Genomic DNA, 21,018 nt, shown 5'->3' with positions numbered 1-21,018 from the left:
GGGAGGCGGTCGCGATGACCGGGCCGGAGAGCAAGCCGGAGAGCGGACCTGGCGACGGGCCGGACAACGGGCCGGAGGCCGAGCCGGACGGCGCTCCGGCGGCCGGACCGGGCGAGGAGGCGGGCGAGGCCGGGGAGGTGACGGGGGAGGAGCCCCCTGCGGAGGCCGCGGGCGGGGCGGTCGGCGGGCCCCCGGTCCGCCGGGTCCGCCGCCTGCGGGCCCGGCGGACCGCGGCGACCGCGGTGGTCGTGGTCGTCGTCGTGCTGGCCGCCGGCGCCCTGCTCTACGACGTCGTCGCCGTCCGGGCCGGCCGCCGGGCGGGCGACTGGCGGGTGGACCTGGCCGACGACCTGGCCACCCGCCACCTGGACGACCTGTGGGTGCTGCTCGGCGCCGGCGGGGCCGTCCTGATCGGCGGCTGGCTCTGCTGGCTGGCCTTCGCCCCCGGGCTGCGCCGCTGGCTGCCGTTGCGACCGGCCGCCACCTCCGACGCGGTGATCGACCGGGCCGGCGTCGGCGCGCTGCTGGTGGTGCGGGCCCGGGAGACGCCCGGCGTGGAGGCCACCACCGTGAAGATCAGCCGGCGCCGGGCCCGGGTCCTCCTCGTCGGCGACGCCGATCCGGCGGCCGTCCAGCGCAGTCTGGCCGCCGAACTCGAACGGATCGCCCTCGCCAGGCCGCTCCGACTGGACGTCCGCACCCGGTCCGGACCGGGTGCGGACCGGGCCGGGAAGGGGGCCGCGCAGGCCGGAGGAGGAACGACCGGATGAACCGCTCGACCGTCAACCGGACGGTGCTGGCCGTGGCCGGGGTGGCGCTGCTGCTCGTCGGCCTGCTGGTGCTCGCCGGGGGGCTGGACCTCTACCGGCACCTCGGCGTCGTCCCGCCCGACGGGTGGCCGCTCACCTCACCCGACCAGCCGCTGCTCAGCCACGCCTCCCGCACCCGTTGGAAGGAGGAGGACTGGTGGTGGCCGGCGGTGATCGGCGGGCTGTCGCTGACGGTGGCCCTGGGCCTCTGGTGGCTGATCGCCCAGCTCCGCCCCGCCGTGCCCGGCACCCTGGTGCTGCCGGCCCCGGCGGACACCGGCCTCCGGCTCCGCCTGCGCACCAGGACGCTGGTGGACGCCCTGGAGTCCGGCGCCGCCGGGTTGCCCGAGGTCGAGCGGGCGCGGGTCCGGGTGGCCGGCCGGGTCGATCGGCTGACCGTGAACGGCGCCCTGCTGCTCGCACCCGGCGGCGACCCGGCGGCCCTGGTCGAGCGCTTCGACTCCGGTCCGCTCGCCCAGGGCCGGACCAGCCTGGGCCTGCCCGGGCTGCCGGCGCGGCTGAGGCTGAAGGTGGCGACCGAGAAGCCGACCGCCACCCCGAAGCACCGCCGGGTGATCTGACGTACCGTCAGCCTGGCTGACGCCGCGTCAGAGACCGCGCAGCGCACCGCCGTCCACCGGGACCATCACGCCGGTCAGGTACGAGGCGGCGGGGGAGAGCAGGAAGGCCGCGACCCGGCCGAACTCCTCCGCCGTCCCGTACCGGCCGAGCGGGATCGCGGCGCTGGCCCGTGCCCGGGCCGCCTCGGCGTCCCCGCTCAGCGCGTCCAGCTCCCGCACCCGGTCCGTGTCGATCCGCGCCGGCAGCAGGCCCACCACCCGGATGCCGCGCGGGCCCAACTCGTCGGCGAGCGACTTCGCGGCCATCGCCAGCCCCGGCCGCAGCCCGTTGGAGACGCCGAGCCCGGAGATCGGCTCGCGGACCGAGCCCGACAGCACGAAACCGATCACCCCGCCCTCGCCCAGCTCGGCCGCCGCCGCCCGGGCGATCCGCAGGGCCCCGAGGAACACCGACTCGAAGGCCGACCGCCAGGTCTCGTCCTCGGCCAGCACCACCGGGCCGGCCTTCGGGCCGCCCACGCTGATCAGCACGCCGTCCAGCCGCCCGAACACCTCCTGGGCCGCCCCGATCAGCCGGGCGGCGGAATCCGGGTCGGCGTTGTCCGCCGGCACGCCGTGCGCGCGCCCCTCCCCGCCGAGGGCGGCCACCGCCGCCTGCAACGACTCCTCGGAGCGGCCGCTCACGACCACCCGCGCGCCGTCCGCGGCCAGCTCCCGCGCGGCGGCGAAGCCGAGCCCCCGGGTGGCGCCGGTGACCACGTACACCTTGTCCTGCAGTCCGAGATCCATGGGTCTCATTGTGGTGGATCCCCGTCGCGCCGGTTCTGGCGGCCGGCGGGCTGGCGTTGACGTCGGGGTCAAGGTCTACCGTCGGGTGCGGCGGCACGGGGCGGCCGGAGGGAGGACGGGCATGCGGATCGGTGAGCTGGCGAGGCGGGCGGGGACGACGACCCGGACGCTGCGGTACTACGAGTCGCGCGGGCTGTTGCCGGCCCGCCGCAGCGGCAACGGGTACCGGGCCTACGGCGAGGACGATCTGCGGCTGCTCCAGCAGATCCGGCTGTTGCAGGACTTCGGGTTCGGGCTGGAGGAGACCAGGCCGTTCGTGGAGTGCCTGCAGGCGGGGCACTCGGCGGGGGACACCTGCCCGGCCTCGCTGGAGGTGTACCGGCGCAAGCTCGCCGAGCTGGACGAGTGCATCGAGCGGCTCCGGGAGGTGCGGGAGCAGGTCGGCGCGCAGCTGTCCCGGGCGGAGCTGGAGGCCGGCACGGCCGGGCAGGAGCCGCTGTGCGAGCTGGCCCACGGGGTCGGGGCCGGTCCGCTCGCCGGACCGGTGCAGGGACGGGTTTCCGAGGAATGAGGGAGGACACGATGGTGCAGGTGGCAGGAGTGACGACGGGGGCCGGGGTGGCGTCGGTCACCGACGGGACCTTCGCGGCGGAGGTGCTCGCCGCGGCGGGGCCCGTCCTGGTGGACTTCACGGCCGACTGGTGCCCGCCGTGCCGGATGATCGCGCCGGTGCTGGCCGAGGTCGCGGGGGAGCTGGCGGGGCGGCTCAAGGTGGTGAAGCTGGACGTCGACGTCAACCCGCAGACCCAGGCGGCGTACGCGGTGCTGTCGATGCCGACGCTGATGCTGTTCCGGGACGGTGAGCCGGTGATGTCGCTGGTCGGCGCGCGGGCCAAGGCCAGGCTGCTGCGCGAGCTGGCCGACGTGCTCTGAGCCGGCCGAGGTGCTCCGGGCGGCCCGTGCGCCCGGAGCGTCCGGCCCGCGGGGGCTCAGCCGGCCGCGGGCACCGGTTCGGGGCCGGCGCCGGCGGTCACGGTGGCCTCGGCGGCCTCCCTCGCGCGGTCCTTGGCCTCGCGGCGGACCAGTACCCAGACGCCGACCGGGATCATCGCGGTGAACAGCCACCACTGGACGGCGTAGGCCATGTGCGGGCCGATGTCGGAGTGGTTCGGCTCCGGCAGCAGCTGCGGCTGGCTCGCCGGGGCCGGCGCGGTGGCGGTGAGCTCCAGGTAGCCGGGGAGCACGGCGGCGCCGTCCCGCTCGCCCTGCTGGGCGCTGTTGATCAGGTTGAACTGGCGGTCCGGCAGTCCGCCGCGGTCCCGGATGCCGCTGCCGGCCGCGGTCTCGTCCGCGCGCAGCCGTCCGGTGAGCACGACCTCGCCGGAGGGCGCGGCCGGCACCGCCGGGTAGGCGGCGGCGGAGTCACCCGAGGCGACCCAGCCGCGGTTCACGAGCACCTCGCCGGCGCCGTCGGAGAGCCGGAGCGGGGTGATCACGAAGTAGCCGATGTTGTCCCCGCCGGCGTCGGTGCGCTTGCGGACCACGAACTCGTGCGAGGCGTCGTACTGCCCGGTCGCGGTGACCGCCCGCCAGGTGAGGTCCTTGGGGACGGCGCGGCCCGGTGCGGTCAGCGAGTCGAAGGCGACCGGCGGCGCGCCCAGTGAACGGGCGATCAGCTCGTTGCGGGCCACCCGGGCCTCGTGGCGGTGCAGCTGCCAGAACCCCAGCCGGATCGTGGTGGGGATCAGCAGCAGGGCGATCAGGACGGTGATCACCCAGCGCCGGGAGAGCAGAAAACGGTACACACCGGCACGGTACGCCCACCTCACGCGCCCGCCCGACACCGGGGGTGGGTCAGGCTCCGGGGTGCGGCGCGACCTCGCGGAGCAGCTGCAGGAAGGCGTCCTCGCCGACCACCGGGGTCCCGAGGTCGCGCGCCTTGCGGGCCTTGCCGCTCCAACTGCCCGGCTCGTTGGTCACCAGCAGGCTGGTGAGCCGGCTCACCGAGGTCGCGATGTGCAGGCCGGCCTCCACCGCGCGGTCCTCCAGCACCTCGCGGTCGGTGGCGGTGTCGCCGGTGATCGCCACCCGCATGCCCTGCACCAGTGGCTTGCCGTCCTGCCAGCGTCCCGGGTTCGGGTACGGGCACGGCGGGCGCTTCTTCGCGGCGCGGTAGGAGGATCCGCTCCAGGAGCTGCGGCCGGGTGCCTGCGCCTCCTCCTCGCCGAGGTCGGTGACGGCCACGCAGGCCTGCAGCGGCAGCGGGACCCCGCCCTGGCGGGCCAGGTGCAGGCTGGGCCGGAAGGCCTCCGCGAGCACCCGGGCGTCGTCCAGCGCGTTGTGCGCCTGGCGCTGCTGGACACCGAAGTGGGCGGCCAGCGAGGCGAGCTTGCCGTTGGGCAGCGGCAGCCGCAGGTCACGGGAGAGCACCATGGTGCAGAGCCGCTGGTCGACCGGGGCGTGCAGGCCGGCCCGGGAGTACTCGCGGGAGATCATGTTCCAGTCGAAGAGCGCGTTGTGCGCGACCATCACCCGCCCGCGCAGCCGGTCGGCGAACTCCTCCGCGATCTCCGGGAAGGTCGGGGCGTCCTGCAGCACCGCGCTGGTCAGGCCGTGGATCCAGACCGGCCCGGGATCGCGCAGGGGGTTGACCAGCGTGTACCACTGGTCGGTGATCTCACCCTCGGCGTCCAGCTGGTAGACGCCCGCGGAGATGACGCGGTCCGAGCGGCCGAGGCCGGTGGTCTCGACGTCCACCACCGCGAAACCCTCGGCGGGGGCGGCGGAGCGCTGCGCCGGGACGGGGAGCGTCCACGGCGCGTGGTTCGTCGATGACTGGATCGCGTGCATGGTCAAACAGAATAAGGGCCGCGCGGGGGCGTTCCGGCCCGAATGTCGTATGCGCGGCGCCGGAATAGAGTGGTGAGCGGGTCCGGCGGACCGTCCGGCGGCCCTCCCCGGCCGCCCGATCCCCGGCGGCGGCCTCCCCTCGAAGGGCGAGTCCCCATGCGTGCCACCGTGATCCACGGCCCCAGTGACATTCGGGTGGAGGAGGTGCCGGATCCGGTGGTTCGGCATGCCACCGATGCGGTGGTGCGGGTGGTGAGTGCCTGTATCTGCGGGAGTGATCTGTGGGCGTACCGGGGGGTGGCGGCTCGGGAGGTGGGGCAGCGGATCGGGCACGAGTTCCTGGGGGTGGTGGAGGAGGTCGGGTCGGAGGTGCGGGGTTTCGTGCGGGGGGATTTCGTGGTGGCGCCGTTCGTGTGGTCGGACGGGACGTGTGACTTCTGTCGGGAGGGGTTGCAGACGTCGTGTCCGCACGGTGGGTTCTGGGGGCAGGTGGGGTCGGACGGTGGTCAGGGTGAGGCGGTGCGGGTGCCGTTCGCGGACGGGACGCTGGTGGGGTTGCCGGGGGACGCGGTGTCGGACGAGCGGTTGTTGCCGGGTTTGTTGGCGTTGTCGGACGTGATGGCGACGGGTCATCATGCGGCGGTGTCGGCGGGGGTGCGGGCGGGGTCGACGGTGGCGGTGGTGGGGGACGGTGCGGTGGGTCTGTGCGGGGTGTTGGCGGCGTACCGGTTGGGTGCGGGGCGGATCATCGCGTTGGGGCGGCATGAGGCGCGGACGGATGTGGCGCGGAAGTTCGGTGCGACGGATGTGGTGGCGGAGCGGGGGGAGGGTGCGGTGGAGGCGGTGCGGGAGTTGACCGGTGGGCAGGGGGCGCATGCGGTGTTGGAGGCGGTGGGGACGGAGGAGTCGATGCGGACGGCGATCTCGATCGCGCGTGACGGTGGTGCGGTGGGGTATGTGGGGGTGCCGCACGGGGGGAGTGCGGGTGTGGACGTCGGCCAGATGTTCGGGCGCAACGTTTCGTTGCGTGGCGGGGTGGCGCCGGCGCGGGCGTACATTCCGCAGTTGTTGCCGGACGTGTTGTCGGGGGCGATCGATCCGGGGTTGGTGTTCGACCGTGCGGTGGGTCTGGACGGGGTCCCGGACGGGTACCGGGCGATGGACGCGCGCGAGGCGCTGAAGGTCCGCATCACCTTCTGACGAAACGCCCGGCGGCTCCCGCCGTTCGGAGCAGGCGATCCGCCCACGGGGTGGTACCGAGACCGGTGCCGCCCCGTTCGCCTGTCCGAAGCTGACGTGTTTCGGCCAATTGACGAGCGCGGCTGGGTGAAGATCCGGCTGATCGTGCTCGTTCTCTTCTCGCGACCCTCCGGCCGCTCCTAACATCAGCGGCGCACAGCCGAACTGTGACGCCCCTCACGTCCGGTCGTTCCACCGTGCGCACCGCCCCGACGAAGGAGTCAGGAGAGACCGAGTGGAATCACCGCCGCCGACCACCACCGACCAGTCGCCCGTCCAACGGATCGAGGAGAGCCCGGAGTTCCGCGAACTGCGGCGCTCCTTCCGGAGTTTCGCCTTCCCCGTCACGATCGGCTTCATCCTCTGGTACCTGCTCTACGTCCTGCTCTCCAGCTACGCCCCGGCCTTCATGGCCGCCAAGGTGGTCGGCCACGTGAACGTGGCACTGGTGCTGGGTCTGCTGCAGTTCGCCACCACCTTCGCGATCGCCGCCTGGTACGCCCGGTTCGCCGACCGCCGGCTGGACCCGCCCGCCGCCGCCATCCGCGGCCGTTTCGAGGCCGCCACCGTCCACGCCCCCCGGGAGGCCGGCGAATGAGCACCGATCCGGCCGGCACGCACCTGGCCGGCACGCAGCTGGCCACCGCCGCGACCCAGCACCGCGGCCTGACGATGACGCTGTTCGGCCTCTTCGTCCTCGCCACCCTCGGCATCACCGTCTGGGCCGGCCGGCAGACCAAGGACGCGGCCGACTTCTACGCCGGCGGCCGGAGCTTCACCGGGTTCCAGAACGGCCTGGCCATCTCCGGCGACTACATGTCCGCCGCCTCCTTCCTCGGCATCGCCGGCGCCATCGCGCTCTACGGCTACGACGGCTTCCTCTACTCCATCGGCTTCCTGGTGGCCTGGCTGGTCGCGCTGCTGCTGGTGGCCGAGCCGCTGCGCAACTCCGGCCGCTACACCATGGCCGACGTGCTGGCCTTCCGGATGCGGCAGCGCCCGGTGCGCACCGCCGCCGGCATCTCCACCATCGTGGTGTCGATCTTCTACCTGCTGGCCCAGATGGTCGGCGCGGGCTCGTTGGTCGCCCTGCTGCTGGGCGTCGAGGGCGGCGCGGCCAAGCGCTGGACGATCGTCGCGGTCGGCGCCCTGATGGTCGTCTACGTCGCCATCGGCGGCATGAAGGGCACCACCTGGGTGCAGATCGTCAAGGCCGTGCTGCTGATCGCCGGCACCGCGCTGATGACGGTCCTGGTCCTGGCCAAGTACCACTTCAACCCCTCCGCGCTGCTGGGCGCGGCCGCCGACGCCAGCGGCAAGGCCTCGCACTTCCTCGAACCCGGCCTCAAGTACGGTGCCACCGGCACCACCAAGCTGGACTTCCTCAGCCTGGGCCTGGCGCTGGTCCTGGGAACCGCGGGCCTGCCGCACATCCTGGTCCGCTTCTACACCGTTCCCACCGCCAGGGCGGCCCGCAAGTCCGTGCTGTGGGCGATCGGCATCATCGGCGGCTTCTACCTGATGACCCTGGCGCTGGGCTTCGGCGCGGCGGCCCTGGTCGGCCCCAAGGTGATCAAGGCCTCCAACGCGGCCGGCAACACCGCGGCCCCGCTGCTGGCGGAGAAGCTGGGCGGCGGCGCCGGCTCCACCGGCGGGGCGATCCTGCTCGCGGTGATCTCCGCGGTCGCCTTCGCCACCATCCTCGCCGTGGTCGCCGGACTCACCCTCGCCTCCTCCGCCTCCTTCGCCCACGACCTGTACGCCAACGTGATCCGGCGCGGCAAGGTCAGTGAGAAGGAGGAGGTCCGCTCGGCCAAGCTGGCGGCGGTGGCGATCGGCGCCGTCGCCATCGTGCTCAGCATCTTCGCCGAGAAGCTCAACACCGCCGCGCTGGTCGCGCTGGCCTTCGCGGTGGCCGCCTCGGCGAACCTGCCCACGCTGCTCTACTCGCTGTTCTGGAAGCGCTTCAACACCAGGGGCGCGGTCTGCTCGGTCTACGGCGGCCTGATCAGCTCGGTGCTGCTGGTGGTCTTCTCCACCGTCGTCTCCGGCAAGCCCACCTCGCTGTTCCCGCACTCCGACTTCCACTGGTTCCCGCTGGAGAACCCCGGCCTGGTCTCCATCCCGGTCGGTTTCCTGCTCGGCTGGATCGGCACCCTGCTCTCCAAGGGGGAGGCCGACCCGGCGAAGTACGCTGAACTGGAGGTCCGCTCCCTCACGGGGCTGGGCGCGCACTAGTTCTCCGCCAGGCGGACGCCACCGAGGGTGGACGGCCCGTCCGGTTAAGCTGGCCCGGCCCGCCGTGACGGCGGCCGGGCCGGCCGCACTCCAGGGAAGGGGCCCGCCGTGCTCCTCGACACCTTCGGCCGTCAGGCCGTCGATCTGCGCGTCTCGCTCACGGACCGGTGCAACCTGCGCTGCACCTACTGCATGCCCGAGGAGGGCCTGCAGTGGCTCGCCAAGCCGGAGCTGCTCACCGACGAGGAGATCGTCCGGCTGGTCGCCCTCGCCGTCCGCGACCTGGGCGTGCGCGAGGTCCGGTTCACCGGCGGCGAGCCGCTGCTGCGCCCCGGGCTGGTCGGCCTGGTGGCCGCCTGCGCGGAGCTGGAGCCGCGTCCGGAGATCTCGCTCACCACCAACGGCATCGGCCTGGCCCGCACCGCGAGCGCGCTCGGGGCCGCCGGCCTGGACCGGGTCAACGTCTCGCTCGACACCCTGGACCCGGAGACCTTCCACACCCTGACCCGCCGCCGGCGCCACCACGACGTGCTGGACGGCCTGGCCGCGGCCGAGGCCGCCGGACTGAACCCGGTGAAGCTGAACGCCGTCCTGATGCGCGGAGTCAACGACCACGAGGCCGCCGACCTGCTCGGCTGGTGCCTGGAGCGCGGGTACGAGCTGCGCTTCATCGAGCAGATGCCGCTGGACGCCCAGCACGGCTGGGACCGCTCGCAGATGGTCACCGCCGAGGAGATCCTCGACCGGCTCCGCGGCGCCTTCGCGCTGACCCCCGAGCCGTCCACCGTCCGCGGCGCCGCGCCGGCGGAGCGTTGGCTGGTGGACGGCGGACCGGCGCGCGTGGGCGTGATCGCCTCCGTCACCAGGCCGTTCTGCCGGGCCTGTGACCGCACCCGGCTGACGGCCGACGGCCAGGTCCGCAACTGCCTGTTCGCCACCGGTGAGACCGACCTGCGGAGCGCCCTGCGCTCGGGCGCGTCGGACGCCGAGATCGGCGAGCTCTGGAAGGCCGCGATGTGGGGCAAGAAGGCGGGGGCGGGGATCGACGACCCCGAGTTCCTGCAGCCCGAGCGGCCGATGTCGGCGATCGGCGGCTAGGGCCCGCGCACAGCTAGGCCCCGCACACAGCTAGGCCCCGCGCACAGGGAGCCGCGGGAGCGTCAGCCCGTCGGGGAGGCGTCCTGCGGCCGGGCCGGGTCCGCCTCGGGGGTCCACCCGGCGAACGGCAGGACCTCCTTGAGGAAGCCCCGCACTCCGAGGAACTGCGAGAGGTGCTCGCGGTGCCCGTCGCAGGCCAGCCAGGTCTTGCGCCGCTCCGGGGTGTGCAGCTTCGGGTTGTTCCAGACCAGGACCCACTCGGCCGCCGCCCGGCAGCCCTTGCCCGAGCAGATCGGGCTCTCGGGCTGCCCGCCGGCGCCGCCGAAGAGGCTGAGCGGGGGCTGCTGGTCGTCCTGGGGGTTCATCGCGGGCCGTCCTGTGGCGTCGGAGCCCTCCGGCGGGAGGGGGCGGGAGTGTGCACCGCCAGTCTCCCGCACCCGTGGGGGCCGGCCGAACGGAATCCGGGCATGGCGACGCCGGGCAGCCACGGGGGGAGCCGCCCGGCGTCGGTCCGTCGCTCCGACGGGGGATGCGGAGCGCGTACGCAGTATGTCATGGCGCATACCCTGTTCGGGGGGCACTTCCATGATTAATTTGAGGGTCTTTTGAGCTTTCTGGCGCAGAAATCGGGGTAGACCGGGGTCAACCGGACAGTCACTGCTCGGTGGCTTGAGGAGCGGCCGGGGCGGCACCGCCACCGCCCGTCCCACCCGGGCCCAGCATCAGCGGCGTGTCGGCCGGCACCGCGAAGGTGCTCGGCAGTCCGGGGGCCCGCTCCCGGCCGGCGTTGGCGATCAGCACCGCGAAGTACGGCAGCAGCACACCGCCCGCCAGCGCGGCGAAGGCCACGTACCGCTGGACGTCCCACATGATCACGGCGAGCACCACGCACAGCGTGCGGACCAGCATCGAGACGACGTAGCGGCGCTGCCGGCCGCGGACGTCCTCGGTCAGGCTGCTGCGGGCCCCGGTGATCCGGAAGACCTGCCCGTCGCCGGCGCTCTTGCCCATGTCCTACCGCCTTCGTCCGTACCCGCACGCCGCACGCCTCGCCGTGCGGCGTTCTCACGGTACGCCGCGCGGGGGCCGCACAGGAGGGCGGGGGAGGGCCGGGTCGCCGGCCACGGTGACGGCGGGCCGGGCCGGGCGCCCGGCCCGGCCCGCCGGAGTGCGGCTGGGCCGAACGGGGCCAAGACTGTGAGCTGCAAGGGGAGCGCCACCGGTCGTCGGCGGCCCCGAACCCTGGGAGCTGGCATGTGGGCAATCATCTCGGCACTGATCGAAGGACTGGTCCTCGGCGGGCTCGCCCGACTGCTGATCCCCGGCAATCAGCACATCCCGCTCTGGGTGACCATGATCCTCGGCATGATCGGGGCGATGATCGGCAACGGGGTGGCGTACCTCTTCGGCGTCGCGGACACCGGCGGCATCGACTGGTGGCGCCACCTCTTCCAGTTGGGCGCCGCGATCGTGGTGATCGCCACGGTGGCCCCGCTGTGGGCCGGCGCCAGGAAGCGCTGACGGCGGGCCGCCGGGGTGCGGGCCGGTCGCCCGAACGACCGGCGGACCGGTCGGCACCCCGGGCGACCGCGCGCCCTCAGCCGGCCGCGCGGCTCAGGTACCGGGGCGCGACCGCGTCCGTCAGCCAGACGCCGTTGGCGCTCACCCGGAACTCGTGTCCGGCCGCCGCCATCGCGGCCGCGTCCACCACCAGCACCGCGGGACGGCCGTGCCGGGACCCCACCCGCACGGCCGTCTCGGTGTCCGCGGACAGGTGGACGTCCCGGCGGCTCATCGGCAGCAGCCCGTCCCGGAATATCGCGTCCAGCGAGCGGGTGGCGGTGCCGTGGTAGAGCACCGCGGGCGGCACGGCGGCGGCCAGGCCGAGGTCGACCTCCACCGAGTGCCCCTGGCTGGCCCGGATCGAGCCGCCGTCCGCGGAGAAGGCGAAGCGGCGCTTGTTGTTCGTCTCAACCACGTGCTCCAGGTCGGCGCGGCTCAGCCGCCGGTGGTGCCGGGCCAGGGCGGCGAGCAGCTCGTCCACCCGGACCCAGCCGGCCTCGTCCAGCGCGATGCCGACCGAGGCGGGGTCGTGCCTCAGGATGCGCGAGAGCATCTTCGAGGTCCTGACCGTGTTCTTCTCGTCCACTCTTTCTTCGTCCTGTCGTGGTTCGGCTCCTACGAGGCCTGGCTCACGGAGCTCATGTTGAAGTCCGCCACCCGGACGGGCGGCATCGCGGTGCGGGTGAACCAGTCGCCCCACTCGCGGGGCAGGCAGCGCTCGGTGCGGCCCACCTCGGTGATCCGGCCGAGCAGGTCCACGGGTGACTCGTTGAAGCGGAAGTTGTTGACGGCGCCGACCACCTCGCCGTTCTCGACCAGGTACACGCCGTCCCGGGTGAGACCGGTGAGCAGCAGCGTCGCCGGGTCGACCTCGCGGATGTACCAGAGGCAGGTGAGCAGCAGCCCGCGCTCGGTACGGGCGATCATGTCCGCCAGCGTCGGCGCGGCGGCCTGGTCGCCGCTCTCCAGCACCAGGTTGTCCACGGCCGGGGTGAGCGGCAGGTCGGCCAGGGCGGCCGAGTGCCGGGTGGTCAGCAGGTTGGTCAGCTCGCCGTCGCGGATCCAGTCGGTGGCGCCCAGCGGCAGGCCGTTGTCGAACACCGAGGCGTCGCCGCCGGACGAGTGGGTGAGCACGAAGGGCGCGGCCTCCAGGCCCGGCTCGGCCGGGTCGGAGCGCAGGGTGAGCGGCAGCCCGGCCAGCTTGTCGCCGATCCGGGTGCCGCCGCCGGGCTTGGAGAACACCGTGCGGCCCTCCGCGGAGTCCCGGCCGCCGGCGGACCAGCTCAGGTAGACCATCAGGTCGGCCAGGGCCGAGGGCGGCAGCAGCGTCTCGTACCGGCCGGCCGGCAGGTCGATCCTCCGCTCGCCCCAGGCCAGGCGCTGGGTCAGGGTGCGGTGCAGCTCGGTGACGTCCACGTCCCGGAAGTCCCGGGTGGCGGCGCCGGCCCAGGCGGAGCCGGTCAGGTCGGCGGTCTTGGCGTTCAGCTCCACCGAACCGGTGGGCTGGTCGTGCCGCAGCCGCAGGCCGGTGGAGGTGCCCAGGTAGCTGGACGTCACCTCGTGCCGGGCGAAGCCGTAGAGCAGCTCGCCCTGAGCGGCGGCCCGGGCGAAGGCCGCGCCGAGGGCCGGCGCGAAGTCCGCGAACACCTCGACCGCCGTCCCGGCCGGGGGCGCGGTGAAGTCGGGCGAGGAGGGGCGGTCGGCCACCAGCGGCTGGGCGTCCTCCGCGGGGCCGGCGTCGCGGGCGGCCGCCTCGGACGCCCGGACCAGGCTCTCCACCTCGTCGAGCGTGACGGCCTCGCGGGCGACCACGCCGGACGCGGTGCCCTGCCCGCCGTCGACCGTGGAGATCACCGTGAGCCGCCGGCCCCGGGTGAGGCCGTTGGTGGTCAGCGCGTTCGCGGCCCAGCGCAGGTTGGCCGTCGACTCCTCGTCGGCGATCACCACGCAGCCGTCCGCGCGGGAGAGCCCGAGCGCGCGCTCGACCAGTTCGTGGGGTTGGATCGCGGCCATCAGTGACCCGCCTCCTGCTGCGTGTTGAGCACGTTGACGTTGCGGAACAGCGCGGACGGGCAGCCGTGGCTGACCGCCGCGACCTGGCCCGGCTGGGCCTTGCCGCAGTTGAAGGCCCCGCCCAGCACGTACGTCTGCGGGCCGCCGACGGCGGACATCGAGCCCCAGAAGTCGGTGGTGGTGGCCTGGTAGGCGAAGTCCTTCACCTGGCCCGCCAGCCGGCCGTTCCTGATCGCGTACGCGCGCTGGCCGGTGAACTGGAAGTTGTACCGCTGCATGTCGATCGACCAGGAGCGGTCGCCGACGATGTACAGGCCCTTCTCGACGCCCTCGAACAGGCCCTCGGTGTCCGGCCCGCCCTCGACCGGCTGGAGCGACACGTTGGCCATCCGCTGCACCGGCACGTGCGCGGGGGAGTCCGCGAAGGCGCAGCCGTTGGAGCGGCCCAGGCCCTTGAGCGCGGCCATCCCCCGGTCGAGCTGGTAGCCGGTCAGGACGCCGTCCCGGACGAGGTCCCAGGACTGGGTGGCCACCCCCTCGTCGTCGTAGCCGATGGTGGACAGGCCGTGCTCGGCGGTGCGGTCGCCGGTGACGTGCATCAGCTCGGAGCCGTACTTCAGGCTCCCCAGCTTGTCGAAGGTGGCGAAGGAGGTGCCCGCGTACGCGGCCTCGTAGCCGAGCGCGCGGTCCAGCTCGGTGGCGTGGCCGATCGACTCGTGGATGGTCAGCCAGAGGTTCGACGGGTCGACCACCAGGTCGTAGACCCCGGCCTCGACGCTCGGCGCCTTCATCTTCTCGGCCAGCAGGGAGGGCAGTTCGGCCAGCTCCGCGTCCCAGTCCCAGCCGGTGCCGCGCAGGTACTCGAAGCCCCGCCCGACCGGCGGCGCGAGGGTGCGCATCGAGTCGAAGGCGCCGGTGCGCGCGTCCACCGAGGTGGCCTCCAGCGCCGGGTGCAGCCGGATCCGCTGCTGGGTGGTGACGGTGCCGGCGGTGTCGGCGTAGAACTTGTTCTCCTGCACCGTCAGCAGGCTGGCCTGCACGTGCGAGACGCCCTCGGCGGCCAGCAGCCGCCCGCTCCAGTCGGCCAGCAGCGCCGTCTTCTCCGCGTCCGGCACCTCGAACGGGTTCACCTCGTAGGCGGAGACCCAGGTGGCGTCCGGGTAGACCGGCTCGGCGGCCAGCTCGACCACGTCCTTCGATCCGGCCGCCCGGCTGATCCCGCCGGCGAGCCGGGCCACCGCCACCGCCTGCGCGGCCACCTCGGCCGCCGCGTCGGCGGTCAGGTCCACGCCGGCCGCGAAACCCCAGGCGCCGTCGAGCAGCACCCGGACGGCGAAGCCCAGCTGGACGGTGTCGGAGGTGCCGGCCGGCCGGGCGTCGCGCAGCCGCCAGGACGCGCTGCGGACCCGCTCCAGGCGGAAGTCCGCGTGCGCGGCGCCGAGTTCGCGCGCGCGGCCGAGCGCGGCGTCGGCCAGCGCGTGCAGCGGATAGGCGAGGAACAGCGGGTCGACGGCGCGGCCCCGCGGTCCGCCGGCGCTGGAGGTGGAGGGCATCGGGCTCCCTGGAATGGGGGACGGTTCTGGCTGGCGGGCTCCCCGCACGGGGGCTCCCACATCGAATCATGGCCCGTCCAGGGGCTTTCTTCCAGCAGATTTCGACCTGCCCGGCACGCGGCGCGACGCGGCGGCCGGCGCCCGTCACCGCTCCCGCTCCGGCGCCCGCGGGCCGCCCCGCGCACCGGCGCGAGGGCCGCCCGCCCGGCTTCCGGCGGCGTCAAAAACCCTGGTGCCGAAGGCCGTTGAGTCGGATAGTGGCAGCCATGACCAAGCGGGGGACGCAGACGGCACTGGCGGCCGGATGCCTGGCACAGACCGGCCTGCTGGCCCTGGCCGGGTACTGGGCGCTGACCGGCCCCCGGTGGGGCGCCGCCCTGCTGCTCGCCGCCCTGGTCGGGATCAACCGGTCGCGGCGGTTCAACCGGATGGTGAACCGGGCGCTGGCCGCCTCCGTACCACTGGAGGAGCTGGCCGGCGCCCACGCCACGGTGGAACGGGCCTGGCGCCCGCTCGCCAGGGTCGACCCCCGGCTCGGCGCCCGCGGCCGCGGACGCGCCCTGCACGGGCAGGCCGCCCTCCTCGCCGACGCGGGCCGGCATCCGGAGGCGGAGCGGCTGCTGCGCCGGGCGGTCGAGCTGCACCGCCTGCCGGCCCGGCGGGGGACGGCCGGTCGGAGCGCCGGCCGACTGGCCGGCTCGCTCGACCTGCTCGCTTTCGAACTCGCCGAACTCGGCCGGCCGGAGGAGGCCCTCGCGGCCTCGGCCGAGGCCGTCGACGTCCTGCGCGCCGAACCGTCCGCGGACCGCGGGCAGCTCGGCGGCTGCCTGGTCAACCTCGCCGTCCGGCAGCGGGACACGGGGCGGTCCGACCGGGCCACCGAGAGCGCCGGCCGCGCGGTGGAGGTGCTCCGTGCGGTGCACGGCCAGCGCCTCCACCTGGCGCGGGCGCTCCAGCTGCTCGCCGAACTCCGCGCGGCCGACCACGCCTTCGAGGAGGCCGTCACGGCGCAGCGCGAGGCGGTGGAACTGCTGACCGGCGCGGACCCGGACGACGAGGCCGCGGAGCGGCTGGCCGCGGCGCTGACGACCCTCGGCGCCCACCTCGGCGACCTCGACCGCCACCCGGAGGCCGTCTGGGCGCACCGGCGCGCGCTCGCCGAACTCGACCGCCCGGACGCGCCGGCCCGGCGCGACTCGCCGACCGCCCTCGGCGCCGCCCGCAACCTCGCCGGGGCCTACCTCGCCGCCGGGCGGCCGGCCGAGGCCGTGGCGGCCTTCGAGGAGGTGCGCGGGGCCGCCGAGCGGCTCGGACTGCCCCGCGCCGCGGCCGTCGACGAGGCCCACCGGACGGCGCTGCTGGAGCTCGCCCCGCTGCTGGCCGGCGAGCGGCGGTACGCGGAGGCCGTCGACGCGGCCGAGCGGGCGGTGCTGATCAGCGAGGAGCTGGCCGCCGCCGACCCCGACCACCGGCTGCTCCCCGCCGACGCGCTGCTCCAGCTGGGCGTCCACCTCGCCCAGGCGGGGCGGCACGCACGGGCGGTGGCGGCCGACCACCGCGCGGTCGCGCTGCTGAGGGAAGCCGCGCCCCGGTCGGCCGGGGCCCGCCGCCGGCTGGCCCGGGCGCTGAACGACCTCGCCGTCGACCTGGACGCGCTCGGTCGGCTGGACGAGGCCCTGGACGCCGTCGGCGAAGCCGTCGCCGTGTACCGCGGGGCGGCCGGGCCGTCGCCGCACCCGGACGAGGACCTCGACACCCTCGTTCTGTTGCTGCTGGGGCAGGTGCGGCAGCTGGGGAGGTTGGGGCGGTGGGAAGAGGCCGAGGCGCCCGCCGCCGAGGCGGTGGCGGGCGCCACGGAGCTCCGGGCGCGGGCGGCGCGGGCCGGCCGGCCGGCGGCGGAGCACGACGGTCTGCTGCGGTCCGCGCGCCACGGCCACGCGCAGGTCCGGAACGAGCTGGGGCTCGACGGGCCCGGGTCCGACGTGCCGGGGCCGCACCAGCAGGGGCCCGGTGAGCCGGGCCCGGACCAGCCGCACCCGGATCAGCTGCACCCGGACGGAGTCGCGGGCTGAGCCCGGGGCCGGTCAGGCCAGGCCCTCCCACCAGCCGTCCAGCTCCGGCGGGTTGTCCACGTCGACCCGCTCGCCGGGGCGCGGCACCGCCAGCGGCACGGCCTGCGCCTTCGCCTCCGCCAGCAGCCGCTCGACCGGCTCCGACCAGGGGTGCAGGCCCAGGTTGAAGGTGCACCAGTGCACCGGCACCAGCAGTCCGGCCTTCAGGTCCCGGTGGGCGAGGACGGCGTCCTCCGGCGTCATGTGGATGTCGGCCCAGGCCTCGTCGTACGCGCCGATCTGCACCAGCGCCGCGTCGAACGGGCCGTGCTGCTCGCCGATCGCCGCGTAACCCTCGAAGTACCCGGAGTCCCCGGTGTAGAACACCTTGCGGGTCGGACCGGCGATCACCCAGGAGCCCCAGAGGGTGGTGTTGCGGGTGAACCCGCGGCCGGAGAAGTGGTGCGCGGAGGTGAGGGTGAGCACCAGGTCGCCGAGGGTGCAGGTCTCGTCCCAGTCCAGCTCGATGATCCGGTGCTCCGGCACCCCCCAGCGCCGCAGGTGCCCGCCGATGCCCAGCGGCACCGCGAACGGCGCCGACTGGCTGTGCACCAGCCGCTTCACCGTGGCCATGTCCAGGTGGTCGTAGTGGTCGTGCGAGATCAGCACCGCGTCGACCGGCGGCAGCTCCTCCAGCTCCACCGGCACCGGGTGCAGCCGCTTGGGGCCGACGTGCGCGGCGGGGGAGCAGCGCTCGCTCCAGATCGGGTCCAGCAGCACCCGGGCGCCCTCGATCTCGACCAGCGCCGAGGCGTGCCCGTACCAGGTGATCTCCACGCCGTCGGCGGCCGGGCGGGGCCCGCCCGCCGAGCGGACCGTCGGCACCGGCAGGACCGGCGTCCGGCCCTCGCGCTCGAACAGCATCCGGCGCACGGTGCCGCGGTCGATCTCCGGCCGGGCGGTGTCGCGGGCCAGGCTGGAGGGGGCGTTGTGGAAGACGCCGTCCCGGTACTGGGGCGAGCTGCGCAGCCGCTCCTCCCGCTCGGCGTCCGGGCGCCGCCCGAAGGCCGCCGGCAGGTCGCGCAGCGACCAGGCGGCCGCTCCCGCCACCGCTGCCAGGGTGGCCAGGGCCAGCAGTCGCCCCCGTCGGCCGTTGGTACCGGGCTGTGCCTCGCTCATCAGGGCTCTGCCTTCACTGGGAGTCGTCGGGTGGTGGCGCTGTGGCCATCCGGGCCTGCCAAGTCGGTGCGGGCGACCCGTGGTTGCCCGCCGGGCGGTCCGCGGGCATCCTCGCACCGAGAGGGCAACGGGCACACCCTGCCGAGTTGTTCCCGGCCGGTAGGACCACAGTCCTACCACTGTGCCATTGTCGGAACGCGACAGTTGAGCCGGTACGGACCTGTGGGAGCCCGATTCGTCGCATCCTCCGCACGACCGATAGCGTCACATTGCGTACGCGTTTCGACGTACGCGGATGATCCGACGGGCCCGGGCGACAGCGCCCGCGCAGCCGGATCCCACGGTCAACTACGGAGAGAGGTGGATCGTTGAGCCGCTCGGTTCTCGTCACCGGAGGCAACCGGGGCATCGGCCTCGCGATCGCCCAGGCCTTCGCCGAGGCGGGCGACAAGGTCGCCATCACCAGCCGCTCGGGTGAGGTCCCCGAGGCCCTGGCGAAGTACGACGTGCTGGCGGTCCGCTGCGACATCGACGACGCCGCCCAGGTCGACGCCGCCTTCGGCGAGGTCGAGGCCAAGCACGGCGGGGTCGAGGTGCTGGTCGCCAACGCGGGCATCACCAAGGACACCCTCCTGCTCCGGATGACGGAGGAGGACTTCACCTCGGTGGTGGACACCAACCTCACCGGCGCCTTCCGGGTGGTCAAGCGCGCCTCGAAGCTGATGATGCGCGCCCGCAAGGGCCGCGTGGTGCTGATCTCCTCGGTGGTCGGGCTGAGCGGGTCGCCGGGCCAGGCCAACTACGCCGCCTCCAAGGCCGGCCTGGTCGGGTTCGCCCGCTCGCTGGCCCGTGAGCTCGGCCCGCGCAACATCACCGTCAACGTGGTGGCGCCGGGCTTCGTGGACACCGACATGACCGCGGTGCTCAGCGACGAGCGCCGCAAGGAGATCGTCGCGGGGGTGCCGCTCGGCCGGTACGCCGCGCCTTCCGAGGTCGCTTCCACCGTGCGGTTCCTCGCTTCCGACGAGGCCGCGTACATCACCGGAGCCGTCATTCCTGTCGACGGCGGATTGGGCATGGGTCACTGATCACATGAGCGGAATTCTTGAGGGCAAGCGCATCCTGATCACCGGGGTGCTGATGGAGTCCTCCATCGCCTTCCACACCGCGAAGCTGGCCCAGGAGCAGGGCGCGGAGATCATCCTCACCGCCTTCCCCCGGCCCAGCCTGACCGAGCGGATCGCTCGCAAGCTGCCCAACCCGGTGAAGGTCCTGGAGCTCGACGTCTCCAGCGACGAGCAGCTGGCCGGCATCGCCGACCAGGTCCGCGAGCACCTGCCGACCCTGGACGGCATCGTCCACTCGATCGGCTTCGCCCCGCAGGACGCCCTCGGCGGCAACTTCCTGAACACCCCGTGGGAGTCCGTGGCCACCGCCATGCAGGTCTCCGCGTTCTCGCTGAAGTCGCTGACGACGGCGCTGCTCCCGCTGATGCAGGACGGCGGCTCGGTCGTCGGCCTCACCTTCGACGCGCAGTTCGCCTGGCCGCAGTACGACTGGATGGGCCCGGCCAAGGCCGCGCTGGAGGCGACCTCCCGCTACATGGCCCGCGACCTGGGTTCGCGCAACATCCGCTGCAACCTGGTCTCGGCCGGCCCGATCGGTTCGATGGCCGCCAAGTCCATCCCCGGCTTCTCGGAGCTGGCCGCCGTCTGGGACTCGCGCTCCCCGCTGAAGTGGGACCTCGCCGACCCGGAGCCGGCCGGCCGCGGCGTCGTCGCGCTGCTCTCGGACTGGTTCCCGAAGACCACCGGCGAGATCATCCACGTCGACGGCGGCCTGCACGCCATCGGCGCCTGACACCCGCCCGCCGAACGCCGCTGCCCCGCCCGCCACTCCAGGAGTGGCGGGCGGGGCAGCGGCGTTTCTCCGTGACGGCGGGCCGGCAGGCCCGCGGTTCACCCCGGGGCGATCGGCTCGCAGCCGCGCGCGGCGGCCACGGCGTTGGCGAAGCGGGCGAACAGGTCCTTCGGCAGTTCGCTGCGACCCTCCTGCTCGCCGTCCCGCAGCGCGCCGTCCAGGGCGGACACCCCGAGGTAGAGGCTGCCCCGGCCGCACGGCACCAGGACCGGGCCGTCCGTCTCCCCGGTGCCGCGCCAGCCGGCCGGCAGGGGTGTGCGCAGTTCGCCGGCCAGGGCGGCGGCGCCGATGAAGGCCTCGTCGGCGGTGGCGACGAAACTGACCACGGGCGAGACGTAGTAGCCGTCGTCGATCCCGCAGATCCAGACCGGCGCGCCCTCCGCGGTGACCCGCTCGCGCAGCGGGGTGGTGCGGCCGGCCGCGGCGCCGAGGCTCAGCCCGGGCAGCCCGCACGCCTTCCCGTCGTCCGAGGCGCGGCTCTCACCGCCGGGGTCGCCCAGCCGGTCCTCGACGGTGACGGGGGTGCCGCAGTGGGCCTCCCGGCCGATGGCGGCGGCCAGGCCGTCGGTGATCCGGGCCAGCGACGCCCGAGCGGCGGGGTCGGGCACCTCCTCGGCGCGGCGCCGCTCCGGCTGGACGTCGTCGGGTGCGAGCCAGACATCGGCCCGCAGCACGTCGGCGTTGCCCAGGGAGACCAGCGGCAGCGGGTCGTCCTTCGGTACGGGCAGCTCGCAGCCGGCCGGCAGCAGCACCCAGCCGGTCCGGTTGGAGAACGCGCCGGGCCGGTCGCCCGTGAGCTGCGACATCTGCGGCACCGTCCTGGCCTGGGTGTCGATGCCGGGGCTGACGGCGCGCTCGGTGCGCAGCGTGACGCTCGCCCGCGCGGTGCCGCCCAGGCCGGTGCGCGCGGTGATGGTGCAGTCGGTCGTCGGGTCCCCGGCACGTGCGGTCGGCCCGGCCTCGGTGATCCGGCCGCCGCCCAGCAGCCGCTGGGCGTCGGAGCGGGCCACCGCGCCGCCGCACAGCCGGTCGGGGGTGAACAGGTTGGTCAGACGCCAGGTGAGGGCGGTGCCGGCCGAGACGGCCAGGACCGCGACGAGCGCGATCCAGGCCGTCCGGCGTCGTACCTTCACCG

22 protein-coding genes are annotated in these 21,018 nt (G+C 74.4%); 12 read left to right on the top strand and 10 right to left on the bottom strand.

Annotated elements, in window-relative coordinates; translation table 11 throughout:
- The first annotated feature begins 14 nt into the window (after positions 1-14).
- Positions 15-770, top strand: a complete 756-nt coding sequence (locus ACFTWP_RS30390; protein ID WP_380268143.1) for a DUF6286 domain-containing protein — start codon at positions 15-17, stop codon at positions 768-770.
- Positions 767-1,390 (top strand): alkaline shock response membrane anchor protein AmaP, encoded by a 624-nt coding sequence (locus ACFTWP_RS30385; protein ID WP_380268142.1) that lies wholly within the window; start codon positions 767-769, stop codon positions 1,388-1,390. The genes ACFTWP_RS30390 and ACFTWP_RS30385 overlap by 4 nt, the downstream gene beginning before the upstream one ends.
- A 27-nt stretch (positions 1,391-1,417) precedes the next feature.
- On the opposite strand, the gene ACFTWP_RS30380 is transcribed toward ACFTWP_RS30385, so the two are convergent.
- A complete protein-coding gene (locus tag ACFTWP_RS30380; protein WP_380268141.1) occupies positions 1,418-2,179 on the bottom strand; it encodes an SDR family oxidoreductase in 762 nt (253 codons plus the stop codon).
- 121 nt (positions 2,180-2,300) lie between these two features.
- Between ACFTWP_RS30380 and ACFTWP_RS30375 the strand changes: the two genes are divergently transcribed.
- Both ACFTWP_RS30375 and trxA read left to right on the top strand, forming a co-directional pair.
- Positions 2,301-2,750, top strand: coding sequence for a MerR family transcriptional regulator (locus tag ACFTWP_RS30375; RefSeq protein ID WP_380268139.1), 450 nt, complete (start codon positions 2,301-2,303; stop codon positions 2,748-2,750).
- 20 nt (positions 2,751-2,770) lie between these two features.
- The gene (gene trxA / locus ACFTWP_RS30370) at positions 2,771-3,112 is read left to right on the top strand and encodes a thioredoxin (RefSeq protein WP_380268138.1); all 342 of its coding nucleotides are present in this window, start codon (positions 2,771-2,773) and stop codon (positions 3,110-3,112) included.
- Between the two features lie 56 nt (positions 3,113-3,168).
- Here the strand turns inward: trxA and ACFTWP_RS30365 are convergent, their stop codons facing one another.
- A complete protein-coding gene (locus tag ACFTWP_RS30365; protein WP_380268137.1) occupies positions 3,169-3,984 on the bottom strand; it encodes an SURF1 family protein in 816 nt (271 codons plus the stop codon).
- 49 nt (positions 3,985-4,033) lie between these two features.
- A complete protein-coding gene (locus ACFTWP_RS30360) occupies positions 4,034-5,029 on the bottom strand; it encodes a DEDDh family exonuclease (protein ID WP_380268136.1) in 996 nt (331 codons plus the stop codon).
- 156 nt (positions 5,030-5,185) lie between these two features.
- Between ACFTWP_RS30360 and ACFTWP_RS30355 the strand changes: the two genes are divergently transcribed.
- The 4 genes from ACFTWP_RS30355 to moaA all read left to right on the top strand — a co-directional run bounded on the left by ACFTWP_RS30355 (position 5,186) and on the right by moaA (position 9,604).
- Positions 5,186-6,229 (top strand): zinc-dependent alcohol dehydrogenase family protein, encoded by a 1,044-nt coding sequence (locus tag ACFTWP_RS30355; RefSeq protein ID WP_380268135.1) that lies wholly within the window; start codon positions 5,186-5,188, stop codon positions 6,227-6,229.
- A gap of 274 nt (positions 6,230-6,503) precedes the next feature.
- Positions 6,504-6,866, top strand: coding sequence for a DUF485 domain-containing protein (locus tag ACFTWP_RS30350; protein ID WP_380268134.1), 363 nt, complete (start codon positions 6,504-6,506; stop codon positions 6,864-6,866).
- A complete protein-coding gene (locus tag ACFTWP_RS30345; RefSeq protein ID WP_380268133.1) occupies positions 6,863-8,506 on the top strand; it encodes a cation acetate symporter in 1,644 nt (547 codons plus the stop codon). The genes ACFTWP_RS30350 and ACFTWP_RS30345 overlap by 4 nt, the downstream gene beginning before the upstream one ends.
- A 108-nt stretch (positions 8,507-8,614) precedes the next feature.
- Positions 8,615-9,604 (top strand): GTP 3',8-cyclase MoaA, encoded by a 990-nt coding sequence (moaA, locus tag ACFTWP_RS30340; RefSeq protein WP_380268132.1) that lies wholly within the window; start codon positions 8,615-8,617, stop codon positions 9,602-9,604.
- Positions 9,605-9,666: 62 nt separating this feature from the next.
- Here the strand turns inward: moaA and ACFTWP_RS30335 are convergent, their stop codons facing one another.
- Both ACFTWP_RS30335 and ACFTWP_RS30330 read right to left on the bottom strand, forming a co-directional pair.
- A complete protein-coding gene (locus ACFTWP_RS30335; protein WP_380268131.1) occupies positions 9,667-9,969 on the bottom strand; it encodes a hypothetical protein in 303 nt (100 codons plus the stop codon).
- Positions 9,970-10,258: 289 nt separating this feature from the next.
- Positions 10,259-10,615 carry a DUF3099 domain-containing protein gene (locus ACFTWP_RS30330; RefSeq protein WP_380268130.1) on the bottom strand — a complete coding sequence of 119 codons (357 nt, stop codon included), beginning with the start codon at positions 10,613-10,615 and terminating at the stop codon, positions 10,259-10,261.
- A gap of 243 nt (positions 10,616-10,858) precedes the next feature.
- On the opposite strand from ACFTWP_RS30330, the gene ACFTWP_RS30325 reads away from it, so the two are divergent.
- The gene (locus ACFTWP_RS30325) at positions 10,859-11,125 is read left to right on the top strand and encodes a GlsB/YeaQ/YmgE family stress response membrane protein (RefSeq protein ID WP_380268129.1); all 267 of its coding nucleotides are present in this window, start codon (positions 10,859-10,861) and stop codon (positions 11,123-11,125) included.
- 76 nt (positions 11,126-11,201) lie between these two features.
- On the opposite strand, the gene ACFTWP_RS30320 is transcribed toward ACFTWP_RS30325, so the two are convergent.
- The 3 genes from ACFTWP_RS30320 to ACFTWP_RS30310 are packed head-to-tail and all read right to left on the bottom strand — an operon-like array spanning position 11,202 to position 14,733.
- Positions 11,202-11,753 (bottom strand): RNA 2'-phosphotransferase, encoded by a 552-nt coding sequence (locus ACFTWP_RS30320; RefSeq protein ID WP_380268128.1) that lies wholly within the window; start codon positions 11,751-11,753, stop codon positions 11,202-11,204.
- Positions 11,754-11,782: 29 nt separating this feature from the next.
- On the bottom strand, positions 11,783-13,180 hold the full coding sequence (locus tag ACFTWP_RS30315; RefSeq protein ID WP_380268127.1) for a metallopeptidase TldD-related protein: 1,398 nt from the start codon (positions 13,178-13,180) through the stop codon (positions 11,783-11,785).
- Positions 13,180-14,733 (bottom strand): TldD/PmbA family protein, encoded by a 1,554-nt coding sequence (locus ACFTWP_RS30310; protein WP_380268126.1) that lies wholly within the window; start codon positions 14,731-14,733, stop codon positions 13,180-13,182. Before ACFTWP_RS30310 ends, ACFTWP_RS30315 begins: the two co-directional genes overlap by 1 nt.
- A gap of 266 nt (positions 14,734-14,999) precedes the next feature.
- Between ACFTWP_RS30310 and ACFTWP_RS30305 the strand changes: the two genes are divergently transcribed.
- Positions 15,000-16,805, top strand: a complete 1,806-nt coding sequence (locus ACFTWP_RS30305) for a tetratricopeptide repeat protein (protein ID WP_380268125.1) — start codon at positions 15,000-15,002, stop codon at positions 16,803-16,805.
- Positions 16,806-16,817: 12 nt separating this feature from the next.
- On the opposite strand, the gene ACFTWP_RS30300 is transcribed toward ACFTWP_RS30305, so the two are convergent.
- Entirely contained in the window at positions 16,818-17,963 is a 1,146-nt protein-coding gene (locus ACFTWP_RS30300; RefSeq protein ID WP_380268124.1) for an MBL fold metallo-hydrolase, read from the bottom strand.
- A 368-nt stretch (positions 17,964-18,331) separates the two neighbouring features.
- Here ACFTWP_RS30300 and fabG point away from each other — a divergent pair, with 368 nt between their 5' ends.
- Both fabG and fabI read left to right on the top strand, forming a co-directional pair.
- Complete coding sequence (gene fabG, locus ACFTWP_RS30295) at positions 18,332-19,051, top strand: 3-oxoacyl-[acyl-carrier-protein] reductase (protein ID WP_380268123.1); 720 nt, start codon at positions 18,332-18,334, stop codon at positions 19,049-19,051.
- Between the two features lie 4 nt (positions 19,052-19,055).
- Positions 19,056-19,823 carry an enoyl-ACP reductase FabI gene (fabI, locus tag ACFTWP_RS30290; RefSeq protein ID WP_380268122.1) on the top strand — a complete coding sequence of 256 codons (768 nt, stop codon included), beginning with the start codon at positions 19,056-19,058 and terminating at the stop codon, positions 19,821-19,823.
- 98 nt (positions 19,824-19,921) lie between these two features.
- Here fabI and ACFTWP_RS30285 read toward each other — a convergent pair whose 3' ends face one another.
- Positions 19,922-21,016 carry a hypothetical protein gene (locus ACFTWP_RS30285; RefSeq protein WP_380268121.1) on the bottom strand — a complete coding sequence of 365 codons (1,095 nt, stop codon included), beginning with the start codon at positions 21,014-21,016 and terminating at the stop codon, positions 19,922-19,924.
- Positions 21,017-21,018: the final 2 nt, after the last annotated feature.

It is taken from the genome of Kitasatospora sp. NPDC057015 (assembly GCF_042673745.1).
In the GTDB taxonomy this organism is placed as follows: domain Bacteria; phylum Actinomycetota; class Actinomycetes; order Streptomycetales; family Streptomycetaceae; genus Kitasatospora.
The sequence above is the reverse complement of the archived record's forward strand: the minus strand, read 5'-3'. Positions and strand labels throughout refer to the sequence as shown.